11 protein-coding genes are annotated in these 18,649 nt (G+C 63.9%); 3 read left to right on the top strand and 8 right to left on the bottom strand.

Annotated elements, in window-relative coordinates; translation table 11 throughout:
- Positions 1-17: 17 nt before the first annotated feature.
- On the bottom strand, positions 18-6,044 hold the full coding sequence (locus tag PMO31116_RS08010) for an alpha-2-macroglobulin family protein (protein WP_150566240.1): 6,027 nt from the start codon (positions 6,042-6,044) through the stop codon (positions 18-20).
- 188 nt (positions 6,045-6,232) lie between these two features.
- On the opposite strand from PMO31116_RS08010, the gene PMO31116_RS08005 reads away from it, so the two are divergent.
- Positions 6,233-6,748: an FUSC family protein gene (locus PMO31116_RS08005; RefSeq protein WP_150566239.1), complete on the top strand. Its 516-nt coding sequence runs from the start codon at positions 6,233-6,235 to the stop codon at positions 6,746-6,748.
- A 206-nt stretch (positions 6,749-6,954) separates the two neighbouring features.
- Here the strand turns inward: PMO31116_RS08005 and PMO31116_RS08000 are convergent, their stop codons facing one another.
- Positions 6,955-7,446: an Lrp/AsnC family transcriptional regulator gene (locus tag PMO31116_RS08000; RefSeq protein ID WP_150566238.1), complete on the bottom strand. Its 492-nt coding sequence runs from the start codon at positions 7,444-7,446 to the stop codon at positions 6,955-6,957.
- Between the two features lie 141 nt (positions 7,447-7,587).
- Here PMO31116_RS08000 and phhA point away from each other — a divergent pair, with 141 nt between their 5' ends.
- Together phhA and PMO31116_RS07990 are read left to right on the top strand one after the other, a co-directional pair.
- On the top strand, positions 7,588-8,433 hold the full coding sequence (gene phhA, locus PMO31116_RS07995) for a phenylalanine 4-monooxygenase (RefSeq protein WP_150566237.1): 846 nt from the start codon (positions 7,588-7,590) through the stop codon (positions 8,431-8,433).
- Positions 8,434-8,588: 155 nt separating this feature from the next.
- Positions 8,589-8,894 carry a 4a-hydroxytetrahydrobiopterin dehydratase gene (locus tag PMO31116_RS07990; protein WP_023598290.1) on the top strand — a complete coding sequence of 102 codons (306 nt, stop codon included), beginning with the start codon at positions 8,589-8,591 and terminating at the stop codon, positions 8,892-8,894.
- A 24-nt stretch (positions 8,895-8,918) separates the two neighbouring features.
- On the opposite strand, the gene PMO31116_RS07985 is transcribed toward PMO31116_RS07990, so the two are convergent.
- The 6 genes from PMO31116_RS07985 to PMO31116_RS07960 all read right to left on the bottom strand — a co-directional run bounded on the left by PMO31116_RS07985 (position 8,919) and on the right by PMO31116_RS07960 (position 18,203).
- The gene (locus tag PMO31116_RS07985) at positions 8,919-9,371 is read right to left on the bottom strand and encodes an SET domain-containing protein (protein WP_023872663.1); all 453 of its coding nucleotides are present in this window, start codon (positions 9,369-9,371) and stop codon (positions 8,919-8,921) included.
- Between the two features lie 157 nt (positions 9,372-9,528).
- Positions 9,529-10,170 carry a MarR family winged helix-turn-helix transcriptional regulator gene (locus PMO31116_RS07980; protein ID WP_174970974.1) on the bottom strand — a complete coding sequence of 214 codons (642 nt, stop codon included), beginning with the start codon at positions 10,168-10,170 and terminating at the stop codon, positions 9,529-9,531.
- A 1,413-nt stretch (positions 10,171-11,583) separates the two neighbouring features.
- Entirely contained in the window at positions 11,584-12,699 is a 1,116-nt protein-coding gene (locus PMO31116_RS07975; RefSeq protein WP_150566235.1) for a YbdK family carboxylate-amine ligase, read from the bottom strand.
- A gap of 3 nt (positions 12,700-12,702) precedes the next feature.
- Entirely contained in the window at positions 12,703-13,908 is a 1,206-nt protein-coding gene (locus PMO31116_RS07970) for a cation:proton antiporter (protein WP_150566234.1), read from the bottom strand.
- Between the two features lie 471 nt (positions 13,909-14,379).
- Positions 14,380-16,431, bottom strand: coding sequence for a bifunctional tRNA (5-methylaminomethyl-2-thiouridine)(34)-methyltransferase MnmC2/FAD-dependent 5-carboxymethylaminomethyl-2-thiouridine(34) oxidoreductase MnmC1 (gene mnmC / locus PMO31116_RS07965; protein ID WP_246185190.1), 2,052 nt, complete (start codon positions 16,429-16,431; stop codon positions 14,380-14,382).
- Positions 16,428-18,203 (bottom strand): ClcB-like voltage-gated chloride channel protein, encoded by a 1,776-nt coding sequence (locus PMO31116_RS07960; protein WP_425494769.1) that lies wholly within the window; start codon positions 18,201-18,203, stop codon positions 16,428-16,430. Before PMO31116_RS07960 ends, mnmC begins: the two co-directional genes overlap by 4 nt.
- Positions 18,204-18,649 lie beyond the last annotated feature (446 nt).

The following is an 18,649-nucleotide window of genomic DNA, read 5'->3' as shown; positions in this document are numbered from 1 at the left end:
GACGCTCGGGCCCCTGATTACGGTTTCGCCGGCACCACCTGTACCGGCGGGTTCGGCGTCTCGCCGTACATGGCGGGCTCGTACATCGCTTCGACTCGGGTGGGCGGTGTGGCGAACTTGCCAACGTTGTTCAGGCGCACCGTGTACTCGATGCGATGCTGTCCCTTGGGCAGGTAGTCGTAGTACGCGCGGTAAGCGTCCTGCGCCCGCTCCTCGAACGCGGGCATGGCGCCTTCGCTCTTCTCGCCTTGTGTGGCAATGGCGGAGTCGCGTCCCAGCCCGCCGCCCAGCACCGTCGCGCCACCCGGCAGCGGATCGCTCACGACTACCCAACGCATGTCGGCCTGCGCGTCGATATCGAGACGCACGCGCAACACGGCACCGCGTACGAAGCTCTCTCCCGAGCGCTCGGCGGCGTCCTGCACCTGAACGCTGCGCGTCACACGATAGCCTGCCGAGAATGGCGCCTTGAGCGGCACGGCGGCCAGGCTCTGAATCGTCGCCCACGGCTTGCCGGCACCGGATTGCTCGAGACGCAGCACGTCGCGCGCAGAATCCGAACCAGCCGTCGCGTGGCCCAGCCAGGGCAGCGACACCGCAGGCGGCAGCGTGCCCGCCTTGAGCTTGTCCCAGTCGACGGTTTGCACACCGCCAGTCGTCTGGTTGTCGCGCTGCCACTGAATCGCCGTCTGCCCCGTGGGCGTGTCGCGTTCGAACCGAGCCGAGAAGCGATCGACCGCCAGACCGCCCCAGACATTGGCGGTCGTCGTCGACCAGGCGCCTCGCGTCTGCAATCCCAGCAGGCCGATGACCAGACGCGGCATCTCGTCCTTCCAGGCCGGATTTGCGTTCATCAGGAGCGCCAGCCGGGCCGCATTCGTTTCAGGCCCCACCATCAGCCACCAAAGACCGTCACTGCCCTGTGTCGAGAACCCGACACGCGTGCCCTGATACGACAGGCGCGCACGCAGGATCTGCTCGGCCTGTGCCAGACGCTCAGCACGTTGCGGCACATCCTGCAGCCGCTGCAGGATTGCGTACCAGTCAATGACGGCGGACGTCGGCCAGTCGTTCGGCGCGAGCGTGAGCGAGCCCAGCATGCGCGCGTTCGCGCGGCCGTAGCGCGACAGCGCTTCGATGGCGGAGAGCTTGCGCAGGGTCAGGTCGTCGCGCGGTGCCCAGAAGCGGCGCGTGAGTCGCCCTTCCACGAACGCCGTCAGGCCGTCTTCCATCCGTGCCAACGCATCGTCGGGCAGTCCATATGCCGGATCGAGCGCCTTCGCCTCATGGCTCACGGCCAGCAGGTAAGCGGTCAGCGTATCGCTACCCTGGCTCGCAAATCCTTCTTGCGGCGGGAAATAGCTCGCCAGACCGTCTTCGTCGAGATACGACGGCAGCATGCCCGTGACGCGCTTCCACTGGGCGACATCGCGAAGGCCAAGGGCCTTCGATGCCTGCTGCTCCAGACACGCGTACGGATACAGCTCGAACCAGCGCCTCACGCCCGGCAGTCCCTGCGACAGACGCGGCTGCATGCTGACGCGCACGCCGCCGCGCAGCTTGCCCGTGCTGTCGGCTACGGCGCCGGCCGGCGGCGCCATCGGCAACGTGAGACTGCCTTCGACCTGGGTAAGCACCGACTGCTGCACGCTTGCGGGCAACGACGGCTGCACGTCCTGGCCGACCTTGATCGCGTCGCTAGCGGCGGGCGCGCCCCCTGTCGCAGGTGCCTGCGCACTGACTTCCCACAACAGCCGCTGTGCGCGCGTGTCCGCCGCGCCCGTCGGGGCCGTGACTTCCCACGCCACTTCGCGCGACTCGCCGGCCGGTACATCGATGTGTTGCGGCGCCAGCGTGAGTTGCGTCGCACGCGCCGTCAACTGCACCTGCATGGCGTGTTGCGTCGTATTGCGCACCGTGAATTGCGCCCGGTAATTGTCGCCCTCGCGAACGAGCGGCGGCAAGCCGGAGATGAGTTGGAGGTCTTGCGTTGTGCGGATAGTCGCCGAGCCCGTACCGAACCAGCCGAGCGCCTGCGCGCCGGGCTTGCCGTCGTCCGCCACGGCCACGATGCGGAAGCTCGACAACGCGTCGTTGAGCGCAACGTCCACGCTCGCCTCGCCCTTGTCGTCGAGTACGACGCGCGGCTGCCACAACAGCAACGTGTCGAACAATTCGCGCGTGGGACTCTTGCCGCCGCCGCCACCCGCCGGAACCGCCTTGCGGCCGTAGTGCCGGCGCCCGATGATCTCCATCTGCGCCGTGGCGGTCGTCACACTGTAACTGCGGCGTTGCCACATGGCGTCGAGCAGATTCCAGCTCGTGTTCGGCGCCAGTTCCAGCAGCGCCTCGTCGACGGCCGCCACCGCAACCTCGGTGCCTGCCGCAACGGGCTTGCCGTCCGGCTGGGTCACCTTAATGCGCACTTTTGCGTGGCCGCGCACCGGATACGTCGCGGCATCCGGTTTCACTTCCACGCCGAGCCGCTGGCCCGCCGTGCCGACACGCAATTCCGTCAAGCCGAAGCGATAGGCCGGCTTGCCCAGGTCCACGAGGCCGGTGGGCGCCTGATACTCCCGTCCCTCGTACCAGAACGCCCGGAACCATTCCAGCGGTTGCTTCCAGCCCCACTGGAAGAACGAGTACCAGGGCACTTCGTGGATCCGCCCACGCACCGCGAGCACCGACACGTAAACGTTCGGTCCCCACGACGGCTCGACTTTGAGCGAAACGTTCGGGTCCTTGCCCGAAATCTCCATCGTGCGCGTTTCCATCACGCCTTCGCGCTCGATCGCAACCAACGCCGTGGCCGATCGGAAAGGCATGCGCACCTGAAGCTTGGCGGTCTCGCCCGGCTCGTAGGTTTTGCGCTCGGGCAATACGTCCATGCGATCGGTGTTGTCGCCCCCGAACCAGACCTCGCCGCGACCGGTCACCCAGACACTCGTTGTCGACGTGCTCAGGTTATTCCTGTCGTCCTTCGCCTGCGCCACCAGCGTGATTTCCCCCGGCTGCGAAAGCGAGACATCACACGACAACAAGCCGTGCTCGTCGGTCTTTCCACTGCATACCGTGCCCAGGTCCTTCACCTCGGTGCGATTGTCATAAGCGTAGAAGCCGCCCACCATGCGCTTGCGGCTGCTGGTGGTGATGCGCGCCTCGGCGCGCACGTCCATCGCCACGCCGGATTTCGGCTTGCCTTGCAGATCGAGCGCCAACGCCTTGACGGGCAGCTTGTTCGTCACCGACACCCAGCTCTCGCTGCGCACGCCGGTGATCAGGTTCGCGGGCCACAGCGTTGCGTTGCCGCGAAGCGTCTGAATCTCGCCGTTCGGATCCGCAAAGCTGGCTTCGAGCACCAGGTCGCTCGGACGATCGACCTTCGGCAGATCCTTGAGCGTGAGGCTGCCGGCACCGTTGCGATCGAGCACGACGCGTTGCTTGTCGGCCACCAGCTTCTGGTCGCTCGACCCCGAGCTCTCGTCGTTGCCCTGATCATCGTCGCCGGCCCCCGACTGCGCCTGAGGTGGCCGATACGGGGTAAAGCTGAAATCGTCGTATCCGTCGAACGTCAGGTCACGCACGCGCAAGAGTGCCGACACCCGCACCGGCAGGTTGCCGGCCGGGCCGCCGGCCACGTAATTGACCTGCACGTTAACGGGCGCTTCGGTCTTGTTGATGAGCGGCGACTTCGCTGCATCACGCACGCCGATCGATCCGGCCAGCACCGGCAAGCGGAAGGCTTCCACGCGGAAATGCCCGGCATCGAGCGACGAAGGATACGCTTTCGGACGCGAATCGGTGTCGGTGTAATCGAGCGTGACCGAGTACTCCCCGAGTTTCGCGCCTTGCGGGATCTGGAAGGTGTTTTCGGCCAGGCGTCCGTGACGCCAGTGAACCGGCTGTGTGTAGGTCTGCCCGGAGCCTTCGTGCGTAATCGTCAGCTGCGACGGCAGACTGGCGGGCAACGCCAGTCCCTGCATCGTTTCCTGGCGGATGAAATGCTTCATCGAGACGGTCTCGCCCACGCGGAACAGCATGCGATCGAAGACCGTCTGCGCGCGAACCGTGGGGCTGTTACCGCCGTCCGTCGGCACGTGAAAGCGCCACGGTTCGATGCCGCGATTCCAGTCGGACGACACGAACGCCATGTCGGGGTCGCTGCCTTGCGTGCGCGCCACCACAAAGTAGCCCGAGCGCATCGTCTTCTCGCAATATCGGTACGTCTCGAGCGACTTGTCGATCCTCGCCACACCGGTCTTGTCGGTCACGGCGGAGGCCACTTCGCTGCCATCGCAGTCGAGCACCCGAACCTTCGCATTGGCGACGGGCTGCCCCTTGTCGAGCGTTGTCACCCACGCCACGGCATTCTCGCGGCCCATCTTGAAATGTACGCCCAGATTAGTCACCAGCACCGTGGTGCGCACGTACATCGGCAACGACTTGCCAAGCAGCGCCGCGCCCAGCGATGGCGACGCCAGTTCCACCACATAGAAGCCGGGCTTCTGGAACGGAATGCCGACCACTTCGAAGGGGCGCGGGTCATTCTCCTTGGGCACCGGCAACGTCAGCGCCTGCACGCCCGGCACGCCAGACAGCAACGAAAGACTGCGTGTGTCGTAGCGGGTGATCTTGTCCTCGACGATCATCGCCGCGTTCGGCCCGAATGCCTCCTTCGCCGCCGGGGCGGTGAGGATCGATGGCATCTCCTGGGCGATCTGCTTGCGCGTCATCGCCGTTTCGTCGAAGCGCCGCACGCGCGAGAGCCAGTTCATGACCTCGGCATCGTCGTCCACGCGCAACTGCATCGTACGCCCGTTCGCTGCCGCGGCGGCCGCCTGGCCCGACACGCCAAGTCCTTGTATCTGCAACGCCGGCTCGACCTTGCGCAGCGTGACCGGCAGCATCGGCGGCATGCCCGGCTCGGCGAAGCGCTCGACGATGCCGAACGGCGCCGCGGCGAACTTGGCCAGTGGCGGCATGGTCGCCGTCTTCGTCTTCAACGGGAATTCGCCCGCATTGTCGAGCGCGCGACCACTATCGTCGGTGAACCCCTTCGGCAACGTCAGGGTGAGCTCGGCCTTCTCGGGGAACGGGGGATCGAACGTCACGTCGCTCACGCTGGACGTGCGATCGGTGTCGCTGAACTTGGGCGAGCGCTCGGCCCCGGCGCCCTGCAGGCGTATCTTGGCGGCCATGTCGCGAGCGACCGGCGAGTTGAACGTCAGACGCAACGGCCGCAACGGCGTACACGGTGCATTGGCGTTCTCGCGTTCGCAACTGAAGCTCGCGGTAAATGGCTCGCGCACTTCGTACTCGAATCGGCGCGCCTGTTTCGTCGGCACCCCCGAGGGCGTGGCAATCCCCGCGCCCCACACCAGATGCATCTTTGCCCCGGCGGCCAGCGTGCGATTGCATTGCAGCATGACGACGCGCGGCGCCTGCTTCTCGATGTTGAATCGCTTGAGCAAAGTCGTGCGCGTGTCGCCTTCGATCCACTTCACCCCGATGCGCTCGCCCAACCCTTCGGTCTCGCACCAGGCGTTCTTGCGCACCGTCTCGGCGGCAGCCTCGCCATTGAGCGTGAGGATGAAAATCTGATTTTCGTCGATGGGACCGTACGACGGACGGATGGACGTGACAGCCGGGCCGCCCGTATTGAAGCCATACCGTGTCGTGCCGGATAGCGCCGCGCCCGAGACCGCCGCCAACGCGCTGCGCATCTCGACCGAGCACTTCGCGCCCGGTGGCAACGGCTGTTTGAAATCGTAGACCCAGATCTTCGGTTCGAGCCAATGCCCGTCGCCGGTGAGCGACGCGTCGGTACAGCGCACGGTGGCCGGCGCCTGGGCTCGCGGGTCGCCCGCCGGGACCATGGCTTCGTCGAACTTGACAACCACCTGATCGACCTTTGCCACCTCGCCTTGCGGGCTGACACTGACAACGCGCGCTGCATGCGCGAACGGCGTGACCCACATTCCCAGACACAATGCTGCCCACGCCAGCGGCGCGGCCGGCCAAACGCGTTGCGATCGGCTGTACATGCCGGACTCCTCTCGAGTTCAGGTGAGGCGATTCTAACTCGCTGTCTTTGGCATCTCGAACCGTTTCCCAAACGATCGGCTCCGGAAAATGACATTTGAGATTCCAGGCACGGGACGCTCGGAATTGTCTGCGTGCGAAATGGGGCTATGTCACACTGACGTCTTCCTGTATCTGCCTGTGCGCCTTCATGTCCATCGCCTTTCTCCATCCCAAGAAAAACGCGCTGGTCTATCTGGTCAAGATCCTGAGCGGATCGCTGATCGTGTGGTTTGGCCTTCGTGCCGCCGGCTTCCCCGAGCCGTACTGGGCCATGATCTCGCTCATCATCGTGACCGAGCCCGATCCCCTGCAGGCGCGCAGCAACTTCAAGGCGCGCTCGATCAACACGATCACCGGTGCGGTCGTGGCTTGTGCGGTGTTGCTCATCATGGGGCCGGGTTTGCCGGCAATGCTCGTTGGGATCACCATCGCCACGCTCGCGGCGATGCTGGTGCAGAACTATCCCGCGAACTGGCGCCTCGGGCCGGCCACGGTCGTGATTCTGATGTCGGCTGCCCTGAGCGGTCAGGGACAAGGACTGCATGAAGAGCTCAGCCTCGCCATGCTGCGCGTGATCGAGGTGTTGGTCGGCTCGACCGTCGCCCTGATCCAGTCTCTGGTCTATGGCCGCTACGTGAAGCCGTGGCTCATGCCCGCCGACTGACGTCGGAACGTCTCGTTGCGTGATCGAGGCTCGGGTCCGCAGACGCTACGAGAAGCTTGTGCAGATCCTCACCGCCTCGCTCCGGACGGTGCCGCGTCTCCAGCCCGTGGGCCGGAGCCATCACGCCCCCCCTCCAGCGACCCGGCAGGGAATCGGACAGACGGCGATTGGGCGAATCGTGCGAGGCGGCAAGACGCCGCCCCCCTTCAGCGCTGCGACTGTCGGTTCGCCAGATAGTGCAGCGGCAGCGCGTTGCTGCGCTTGAATGCGCTCAGCACGATGTTCGAACGCACATTCTCCACGCCCGGGACCTGCATCAGGCGCTTCATCACGAACGCCGAAAGGGCATTCAGGTCCGGAACGACGATCCGCAGCAGGTAATCGGCCTCACCAACCACGGCGTGGCACTCGAGCACTTCGGGCAGCAGATCGATCTCCGCCTGAAATCGTTCGATCACCTGATCGCCATGATGCTGCAATCGCAACGTGGTAAATGCCGTCACCGACAGACCCAATGCCTCGGGTCGCAACACCACGCGATACCCCTCGATCACGCCCGCGGCTTCGAGCCGTTGCAGGCGGCGGCCGATCTGCGACGCGGAGAGCGCCACGTGCTCCGCCAACTGGTGATGGGTGGCACGCCCCTCCTTCTGCAGCGCGTCCAGAAGGGCCAAATCGAAGCTATCCAGATCAAGCATGACGAATCTCCGCAATAAATCATGTTTTTATGCGAAATTTATGCAAACGCCTTTCACCACAGGCGCATTATGCGCCCATTTCGCATGTCATGCGCACTACACTTTCAATCATTGTCACCGCCTGATTGAGTCGTTCGCATCATGTCCCTTACTGCCATGCTCGAAGAGCAATTCGCCGCCGGTCTCACGACCCGGCCCGACTTCACCATCGATCAACCCGTCGAACAATACGGCGCGGTTGATCACGCGGTGTGGCAGCAGCTTTATGCACGTCAGACAGCCCTGCTGCCGGGCCGCGTCTGCGAAGCCTTCATGGATGGTATTCGCGCTCTGGACATGGACGCGCGCCGCGTGCCGGAGTTCGAACGTCTGAATGAAAAACTGATGTCCGCCACCGGCTGGCGAGTGGTGGCCGTACCCGGCCTGGTACCGGACGACGTCTTCTTCGACCATCTCGCCAACCGGCGCTTTCCGGCGACCTGGTGGATGCGCCGTCCCGACCAGCTCGATTACCTTCAGGAACCCGACTGCTTTCACGACGTGTTCGGCCACGTGCCGCTGCTCGCCAATCCGGTATTTGCCGATTTCATGCAGGCCTACGGCAGCGCCGGCAAAGTGGCGCAATCGCTGGGGGCGCTCCCGCTGTTGGCACGCCTGTACTGGTACACGGTCGAATTCGGTCTCATGCGTGACGGCGACGGCTTGCGCATCTACGGCGCGGGCATCGTCTCGAGCCGCACAGAGACGGAATTCTCGCTGACCTCGCGCGAGCCGAACCGCATCGGGTTCTCGCTCGAACGGGTGCTGCGCACTCAATACCGTATCGACACGTTCCAGCAGACGTACTTCGTGATCGACGACTTCGCTCAGTTGTTCGACGCCATGCGCGCCGACCTGCCCGCGATGTTCGAGGCATTTGCCCAAACCTCGGCTTTCGAAGCCGGCGAGCGCCGCGTCGACGACATGCCAATCCCGTTGCCGGCATGATGGCACGGCCCGGGTCGTCCGGGCCGAATTTTCCGCCGCCCCCGGCGCGATCACGGTTTCACACTATCGGAAGGCGCTTACACACGCGCCACATCCGCCTGTGAAACAATAGATCGCATGAATCGGCACCCCCGCCGATCTTTGAAAGGAATGCCATGACAACACGACTCTCTTCCGAGGCACGCGCGAGCCTGGCCGAAGTGCTGCCCGAGTGGCACCAGGTGGTCGGCCGCGACGCCATCCAGCGCAGTTTCACGTTTCACGACTTCAGGGAAGCCTTCGGCTTCATGGTTCAGGTCGCGTTGAGCGCCGAGAAGATGAATCATCATCCCGAGTGGTTCAACGTCTACAACCGCGTGGACATTACGCTCTCGACGCACGACGCCGACGGCCTGACCCAGCGCGACATCGATCTCGCACGCGAAATCGACCAGTTCGCCGGCGACCGCGCCTCGAGTTGAGCGCAGCCGGGCGAAGTCACAGGCTCAGCGCTTCGGCGCGAGCAACGTTCCGCGGCAGTCCTTGCTGCCGCAATGACAGGCATATTCGCGTTTGAGCTTTGCCGTGTACCGCGCGTCAATGACCAAACCGTAGTCGTAGAACAGTTCTTCGCCCGGCTCGATGTCGCGCGTGGCGTAGATGTAGACATGCTCTCCCTCTTCCCGCGCCTCGCAATTCGGCGAGCAGGCGTGATTGATCCAGCGGGCGTTGTTGCCGTCCACCTTGCCGTCGATGCAACGGCCATCTTCCAGGCTGAAATAGAAGGTGTGCGTCGGATGCGCCGGATCATGCGGATGTCGGCGCAAGGCTTCGCGCCACGAAATGATCTCGCCCTTGTACTCGATCACGCGATCGCCTTTCTTGAGCCGCTTGACCGCGTACACCCCCTTCCCGTGGACGCCCGATTTCCTGACTTCGATTCTGCGCTTGGCTGCCATCTGTATGCGACGAGGTTTCGTGGATGCAAAAAAGCGCAGTGTACAGGCACGCGACGTTCATGTGCGTGACAAGTCGCGACGAAAAAAAACGTCACCCGGTTGCGGATGACGTTCTCTCCCCTCGTTGGCGCCCTGCGTGCACCAGGATGGGCGCGGCTCAGGTTTTGCTGTACAGCTTCCAGACCTTGCGCTGCGTGACGATGTCGGCCCCTTCGTGCGCGTTGCAATCGAGCGGCAGTCGGGAATCGTCGTACGTTACGTTGAAGTGATCGCAGTGGTATTGCGCCTTGCCGCGCGGCGAGACCTCGAAGTGGCTGCAGGTCAGGCACATGCGCTGCGGCGGCATGTCGCCGCGCTCCTGCATCAGGAAGATCATCTTCACGAGCGACCGGTAGAGCTGGGCGCCCTCCTTCTCGCCAAGCGCGTCCGACGCGCTCGTCAGGAAGTTCGGCCATTGCGACGCCTTCTTGGCCGCCGTCTTGCCACGCGCGGTCAGGCGCAGCGCCAGCGCGCGCCCGTCATTGGCGTCGCGTCGTTTCTCGACAAGTCCCTTGTTCTCCAGGGTGCTCACGGCCTCGCTGACCGTGGCCGACGTGAGCGCGGCGTCCTCCGCAATCTCGCCCAAACGCATCGGCACGCCGCGCATGAGCAAGAGCGTGAGGATCTCGCCCTGTGTCGGCGTCAATCCAGCTAATGCCGCGCCCTCCCAGGCGTGGCTCCGTAACGCAGTCCCCATACGCAACAAACCTGCTGTCACTCGCTTGGAGAGCGCTTCATCTAGTGGGGTCGGAGTAGCCATGATTTTCGTTAGGATTTCTAAAAACTATACGTCGGTAAAACAGCTTGTCAAACAAACTCACGGGCGGTGCATCACACGTCTCATCAACTACTTTCCTGATATTTCGGCGCCCCGCCCGGGGGAAACCCTAAACGACCACTTCCGTGTCGATACGCGACGGCAAGTCGCTGTTGAAACTGCCGCCCCACCACGATTCCATTGTGTGTTCTGAGTTGAATTTTGGCGTATCAGTTCTTGTACTGATCTCCCAAATCCTACTCAGGATGTTTACAAAATATTGGTGTCCTGCGCACTGACGTCGAACTGCGTCGCATGCTCGAAAACATTTCGCATCCCATGCAAACACATGGGCCGCCAAGCAGATGCGACGCACGACGCCGCGCAGAACCGCCTCGTATCCCTCAACAAAATCCCGCTTTCGCGCAAAGCCTCGCCAGGCATGGCTCGCAGCCCTTAGCGATCCTTTCCTCCACCTCGCATTCGCGCCCGCGCCGCGCTGAGATTTCCCTCGATTCTCGAGACGACGGTGCACGCGTCACCCACTTTTGCGCGCGCGCACCGACCGTCCTGCGATTCGGACAGAACGCAAATGATTTGAAACGCAACCGACAGTCGTCAGTGACCGAAGGCCGCAATCAGCAAAAAAGTCGGATCCGCGCGTCCGCCGAAAACACTTCGGGACACGCAACAAGAGAAATTTGACAGTACCGGCGATTTCGCTCGTTACCACCAGCAAAACCAGCATCAATCATTTGTTACACCACGCACGGCAAGTCTGAAATCGGAGTGGCGAGATTGTATCCGCGAACCTGCCGGGTCACGCAAAAACATCAAAATTATCCACAAAACCGTGTTTTCAGCACCCCATTGCACAAAAAACAGGCACCTGTGGATAACTTTCTGGATAAGTTGTCGGACTAGATGTGCACGGGTTCGGGATAACTTCCGAATCTTTCCACAGGGGTCAAAAACTGTTCCGAGTTGTTCCCGGGATACCCGCTGTTTGTCCATCCAGTTCTCATTACGCCAACGTCCTGTTTACACAGCGTTAACTGTGGTTATCCACAGGAGTGGGTCGCCTTTGTTAACTACTACTATGTATACATACAGTAAACCTATTAAAACCTTAAAACCTTGCTACGAGCGACGCGAAATCCGGAAAACCGGTGCTGCCTGAACAGTGGAAAACGCAGCGCTCGCGATGCGTGAATCGAGCCTGTCCAGGGCCACACAGCCCGTAGGCGGCACAAAATGAGAGCACTTCCTGCCGGGTGCCGCGCAAACGGCAGGTCCGGCAGTACCCGGACAATAAAAAACCCCGCCAAGGCGGGGTTTCCTCACACCGACGGCATAACCGCCGCCACTGCCGACCACAAACCGGGCGTGCCCCACTCGGTTTGCGGACGCTTCAGATCATGCAGCCCATCGCAGGCATTGCTGACGCACCATTTCGTTGAGCGACTTCGCGTCGGCGTGCACTTCGCGCAACCACACCGCGTCGTTCTTGCCAGCAGACACCAACTGCGCGATCTCATCGCACGCCGCTTCGGCCTCGAGTGCTGCTGCGTGGGGCTTGATCGTCTCCAGTGTTTGCGCGATGTGTTGCCCCAACGTGGTGCGTTCACCGCTTTGCGGATTCACGTAAGCGCCTTCCAGACCGAAACGACAGGCCTCGAAGCGGTTGAACGTGTAGACGAGGTAATCGTCCTCGCTGAGCACGAACGGACGCTCCTCGAGCAGATAACGGGCCAGGGACTGGATATAACAGGCGATGGCGGCCGCGCGGTCGACCGAGAGGGGGGTATCCATCACCCGGACCTCGATCGTCCCAAAGCCCGGTTTGGGACGGATGTCCCAATAGAAGTCTTTCATGCTCTCGACGACGCCGGTCTTCACCATCTTGTCGAAATACGTCTCGAAGTCTTCCCACTTGAGCACGAACGGCGCACGACCCGACAGCGGGAATGCGAAAACGGAGTTCAGGCGGGCCGAATGGAACCCGGTGTCCACCCCCTGCACATACGGCGACGAGGCCGACAGCGCGATGAAATGGGGGATGTAACGGGACATGGCATGCAGCAGGTAGAGCGCACTGTCCGGGTCTGGACAGCCGATGTGCACGTGCTGACCGAAGACCGTGAACTGCTTGGCCAGGTAGCCATACAGTTCGGAGAGAAAGTGAAAACGCGGCGAGTCGTAAATCGTGCGCTCGCTCCACCGCTGGAACGCGTGGGTTCCCCCACCGCACAGCCCGACGTTGAGCTGCTCGGCGGCGCCGACCAGCACGTCGCGCACCCTGCGCAGTTGCGTGACGGCGTCGCTGTGGTGATGGCAGATATCCGTCGACAACTCGATCATGCTCTCGGTCATCTCGGGCTTGATCTCGCCGGGGTGAGTCTCCTTGGCAACGAGGCGCATCAGGTCGGCGGCCGCTTTGGTCAGATCATAATCGTGACGATTGACCAGTTGCATCTCGAGCTCCACACCGAACGTGCAAGGCTTCGAGGGAATGAATTCTTCTAATGACATGGCTTAATCCTTCCGTTCGCCGACAAGGGCCAATGCCCAATAGACCACCAGCGGTCCGGCCAGTTGCAGCAGCGCGATGGCGCACATCACCACGGCCTTGAGCATCGGATCGAACTGCGGGTAGATGTCGTACGTGTCGGCCACGAGTACGAACGCGAGACTGGCCATCGGGCACAGCGACATCCCGAGCGCGACGGCCTGCCTGTAGCTGATACCCGCCTGATGGGCCACGGCCACCGTGCCGACCACCTTGGCCAGGCCACGCACGACGATGATCGCCAGTGCCGCGAGCCCGCCGAGCACGAGGTACTCCCACTGGAACGCCAGCGACGTAAGCACGAAAAGCACCACGGCGAGCAGCCAGCCGGCCGTACCGAAGTAGGCGGGCCAGAGCTGCGGGCGCTCGTCGAGATTGCGGAAGATGATCCCGGCGAGCAGCAGCGTGAGCGAGTTCGGCAGCTTGAGCATGTGCACCAGCGCGACCATCAGCATGATCAGACCGATGAGCATCACGAAGGCGTGATGATCCTGGCTGCCGAACTTGCGGAAGACCAGATTGCAGGCCTTGGCAAGCACGAACGCCAGCACGATCGAGCCGACGAGCAGGTAAAGCGGGTGGAAAAGCACGACCCAGAAGCTGGAGTGGTACGCCTGGTGCATCCAGCCGTAGACCAGCTTGACCGCCACCACGGCATACACGCTATTGAGCGCCGCCAGGGCCAGCAGGCGCTCGGTGACCTGGCCTTCTGCGCGTAGTTCGTTCTTCAGCTGGATGACCACAGCCGGCGAGGTTGCCATGCTGATGGACGCGATCAGCACCGCCGTCAGGGCAGAGACACTGAAGACACGCAGCACCGCATAGACCGCGATGAACGTGAGCAAAGCCTCCAGCGCACTTGTGACGATGATCCAGGGATTGGCCCGCATCCATTTCAGATTCAGGCGACTGCCCAGCTCGAACAACAGCAGGCCGAGCGCCAGGTCGATCAGTAGCCGTATGGCAGCGCTTGTCTGCGCATCCAGCATCGATGAAAGACCCAGGGTGCCACCGACCAGCCCGACCACGGCGTAACCGGTGATGCGCGGCAGGCGCAGTCTCCGGAAACAGATTTCCCCCGCAAGGCCGGCAAATACCAATGCCAGCCCGGCGAAGAAAACGGGATCGGGCGCCGGCGGCCAGCCCGGGAAAAGGGACAGTTCCGACGTCATTAATGCTCGCTTTGCGCCGCTTGACGGCGCATCAAGTGGTGAAAAGGAAAGAAAGTCGCGCGCGGGGTTGCAGATAAAGGACAAATGCGCGACGAACCCGAAGGGTTGGGCCCATTTTGCCACACTCGGTTTGGAACGCTTTCAAACGGTCGCTCGACCGGCAAGCGTCACGCGCGTCGTGGGCAGGCCAACGGACGTCGTCCCTTTGTCTGACACACAAGCAAACGAGACGTACTCCGAGTCGCCGAACGAGCCGCGAAGCGGCACCAGACGGGGCACATGATGCGACGCAAGGCACGCATGAAAACGCGTGACAGCGTACGGGGGCGAGCGCCGACGGCGCGTCGCCCCCGCAGGGAGCGGGGCGTTAACCCCTTAAGGGTCAGATTCGATTTTTTTGAGAACGCCCCGCCCATTTCGTCCGTTTCAGACAGCCGGGGCACTGCGCGCGGGCCGGGGGCGCGGGGCGCTTCAGGCTTTCCGAAGCGACTGCATGAGATAGCGCGCCGGATCGACCGCATCGGCCAGATCGCTGCCGATCGGCCACGGCTCGCCTTCGATCTGGCTGGCCACCAGCTCGGCGCAAAGCGAGGCGAAGACCAGCCCGCGAGAGCCGAACGCAAAACTCGCGTAGAGCCCCTCCAGGCGCGGGATATCACGCAGATGTCCGCCCGCCAGACGTTTTCGTTGCGGCTCGATGGCCGCGAGATCAGGCATCTGGCCCGCCATGGGCAGCCGGTCGGGCACCAACGCCCGGAAAGCCGTGCGACCGCCCAGCTCGGCGGCGGCCCGTTCGCTGGCGAGGCCGGCGTCTCCGAAAGCTTCGGCATGGCCGGGCAACAATGCCGCGAGCCGTCGCAGGTTGGCCTGGTGGTCGCCGACACGGACTTCCTCGGCGGGGTCGTCGAAGCCGTACGTCGCCCCGGTGACGGGACCGGCGCCACCGAGCGGAGGCGGCGCGACGTAGCCGTCGCCACACACGGGGATGCGCAGCCCGACAAGCGTGTCCGGAGGAAGGAACGTCAACTGCCCCCGTACGCGTTTGACAGGCACGAATTCGGGCGGAAGATAGGGCGAGAGCAATGTTTGCGAGACGTCGGCGGCGGTCACGATGGCAACGTCGGCCTCTGCCAGCACGCGGCCGGCGCCGTCTAGTGCGGCCCACCGGCAGACGTCGCCCTCGCGCCCGTCAACGGATTCATGGTCTGCACCGCGGTCCACCCTCTCGAGTCGTTCGACGCTCACACCGTAGCGGGCGTCGAGCAAAGGGCCTGCCGCGACCAATTCGCCTCGGCAGAGCATCGCCGGCGCCAGCGAGCCGCCCTCGGGATACCACACACCGCCATAGGCAAGCGTCTCGCCCGCCAGCGCCGATGCGTGTTGCGCGTCGACCCACTTCGCATACGTGTCGGGATAGCCATGCGCGGTGACGAGTTGGGCCATGGCCTTGGCCTCGGCCTCGCTCGTGGCGACCTGGAGCAGGCCGTCAGCGCGCCCCGGCAGTCCCCCCGGGAGCGTGCGCCATTGAGAGAGTGCGTAAAGAAAGCCGGCACGCGTCAGGCGAGACAGCACGTTGTCGTCGGCTGAGAGCTGGGGATGGAATACGCCGGCGGGATTGCCCGAGGCGGCCGTGCCTGGCGCCTGCGCGCGCTCGAAAAGCCGCACTCGCCAGCCGCGCGCCACCAGACGCCGCGCCATGGCGGCCCCCGCCATGCCGGCGCCGACGACGATGGCCTCGCGCGCGCGTGGTGGTGGCGGCGCCGGCGGATCGTAGCGACGCATGCGATAAGGAGGCGCGTAACGGCCCGCGAGCATATCGCGCTTGCGACCGTAGCCGGGGCGTCGCGCCACGTCGAAACCCGCGGCGATCAGGTCGCGCCGGACTTGTCCCGCGGCGGTATAGGTGGCAATCGTCGCACCGTCGCGCGCCAGGCGCCCGAGTGTCTTGAAGACCTCCGCCGACCACATGTCCGGGTTCTTCGACGGGGCAAAGCCGTCGAGATAGAACGCATCGGCCCCGGCGCGCAACAGCGGCATGAGGTCGAAGAAATCGCCGAAGCCCACGCTCAGGATCACACCCGGAGCAAGTTCGAGCCGGTGCCAACCTGCCACGGGCGACGGCCAGACGTCGCACAGCCGCTGCATCAGGGGCGCGAGGGCCGTCATGCCGGGCAGCACCAGCATGGGCTCCAGCATGCGTCGCAGATCCTTGGCCCGGAACGGAGACTTCTCCACCGAGACGAAATGCAGTCTGGCGGGGCGTTGCGGGTCGTCGCGCCACGCGGCCCAGGTGGCGAGGAAATTCAGACCCAGGCCGAAGCCCGTTTCCACGATCACGAACTGCTCGCGGCCCCGCCAGCGTTCCGGGAGATCGTTGCCGCCAAGGAAAACGTGCTGCGCCTGACCGAGTGCGCCGTCGCTGCTATGGTAGACGTCGTCGAATGCCGTGGAGTATGGCGTGCCGTCGTCGGCGGTCGCCGGCTCGGCCGGCTGGATCGGGCCGGCGACCGGGCGCCGGCTCACTCGGCCCCCCGCTCTTCGGTCACGATCTCGATCAGCCCGGGCAGCGACACCACGCCGAGCCATTTGCCTTGCGCGTCGGCGACCGGCACCCAGTCGGCGTGCATCTTGCCCACGGAGCGCAACGCGCTCACGAGCGCCATCTCGCCGTCGAGTGCCTTGCAAGGCGTGATGACGTCGGTCCACTGCGCCGGTTCGCCGGTGGCCTGTCGCCGCCACCAGCTTGCGGCGTCGAGCATGCCGGCGAGACCCCCGTCTTCCGTACGCACGACGAGGTTGCGGTAGCCGGTGGCGATAAAGCGCTCGCCAATGGCGTCCGCCGGTTCGGTGGCGCTCACCACTGAATCGTTGTCGACCGCGAGCGACGACAGACGCATTTCGCTGCCCTCCCCCGTCATCGAAAGCCAGCGGCCCGCGACCTGATTGCGACGCAGCGACTTGGCGTAGACCGAGTCCGATCGCAGCGTATGCGCGGTCAGGTACGCCGTCACGCAGGCCAGCATCAGAGGCAAGACGACCTGATAACTCAGCGTCATCTCGAAGATCATCAGAATCGACATCAGCGGCGCGTACGTCGTCGCCGCGAGAAACGCCCCCATGCCGACCACGGCGTAACTGCTCGCCACCGATGCGGTGGACGGGGCGAGCGCGTTCATGGCAATGCCGTACAGGCTGCCCAGCGCCGCGCCGACGAACAGCGTCGGCGTGAATACGCCGCCCACGGCGCCCGAGCCGGCGGACGACGCCGTGGCGAGCACCTTGAACACCAGCACCATCGCGAGCGCCTGCCAGGCCCAATGCGTATGCAGGATCGAGTTCACCACGCTGTAGCCATTGCCCCACACTTGCGGGACCTGCAGCGAGAGCACACCGACCACAAGTCCGCCCAGCGCGAGCCTCAGGAACAGCGGCACCGGCATCGCACTGAAACGCTGCTTGGCGGTATCGAGCAATCGGAGGAACAATGGCGCCAGTATCCCGGCGAGCACGCCGAGGCCCACGTAGAAGAAGACTTCCCAGCCGGAGACGAAATCGAAGCGCGGCATCTGGTACACCGCCTCGTAGCCAAGGAACTGGCGAATCACGATGTTCGCGATGACCGACGCGACGACCAGCGGCCCGAGCGTTGCGGTCGAGATCGAGCCGTACACGATTTCCGAAATGAACAGCGCTCCGGCAATCGGTGCGTTGTACGCCGACGTGATCCCCGCGGTCGCGCCGCAGGCGACGAGCAGGCGCAGCCTTTCGGGGGGAAATGCGAGGATGCGCCCGACGAGCGAGGCAAACATCGCGGCGAGCTGCACCATCGGCCCTTCCCGGCCGATCGAGGCGCCCGACGCCACCGAGCACAGCGACGACAGACTCTTGACCAGCGTCTGGCGCAGGCTCAGCACGCCGGTGCCGATGGCGATCGCCTCCATGTAGTCGTCGGCGCCTTTTTTCGGCACCCACAGCGTGGCGTACTGGAGGATCAGCCCCGCTACCAGCCCGCCGACGGTCGGCAGCAGCAACCGCTGCCACCAGTTCAGGTTCTGCGCCAGCTCGACCATGCCGCTGCGATGCCCGGCGAGCAGGAACTGCATCCCCGAGAGCGCCTCGCGAAAGGCCACGGTTGCCAACGCCCCCAGCAGACCGACGATGCCGGCAAGCAGCAACGTGATTTGCAAGGTGTTCGGTGCGAACTGACGCCGCACCCACACAACGACGGGCGACTTGGCCCAGGCGGATACTGCTGACACGGATAAGAGACGGTCTTGATCGGAATTGGGTCTCATGGTATCGACCGACGGCCATTTTTGAAAGCACGCCCTGTCAACGCCGACCGGCGGCCGCACAATTCATGCTAAAAACTGAGGGATGCTCAGTTAACGCATTTTTCGCAGTAAATTTCGGGCGGCGGCGGCATACGACCGACTTCCGGATCTGGAGACGGGCCCGGAATTCCGCCTCCGCGATTCCGCGATCACATCGGCGTCATGACAGCTCCGGAGGTGGCTTCGTATTGCCTCACGCTTCCGACGCACGGGAGCCCGAACGCGCACCCCGCTCCAGCCTCACCTCCCGGATCCGGCGCGAACTCCGCTTGAAACCGAACCGCTTGAAACTGAGACATCCTCAGATAAAGCTTTTTTTCGTGACCATCAACGGGGGGATTGGCGGGCGGACAGAACGCCGGGCGGCCCTTTTTCCGAGCGTCGGGCGTATCGAATCCGGTTCGACA

Source organism: Pandoraea morbifera, from assembly GCF_902459575.1.
In the GTDB taxonomy this organism is placed as follows: Bacteria; Pseudomonadota; Gammaproteobacteria; order Burkholderiales; family Burkholderiaceae; genus Pandoraea; species Pandoraea morbifera.
The sequence above is the reverse complement of the archived record's forward strand: the minus strand, read 5'-3'. Positions and strand labels throughout refer to the sequence as shown.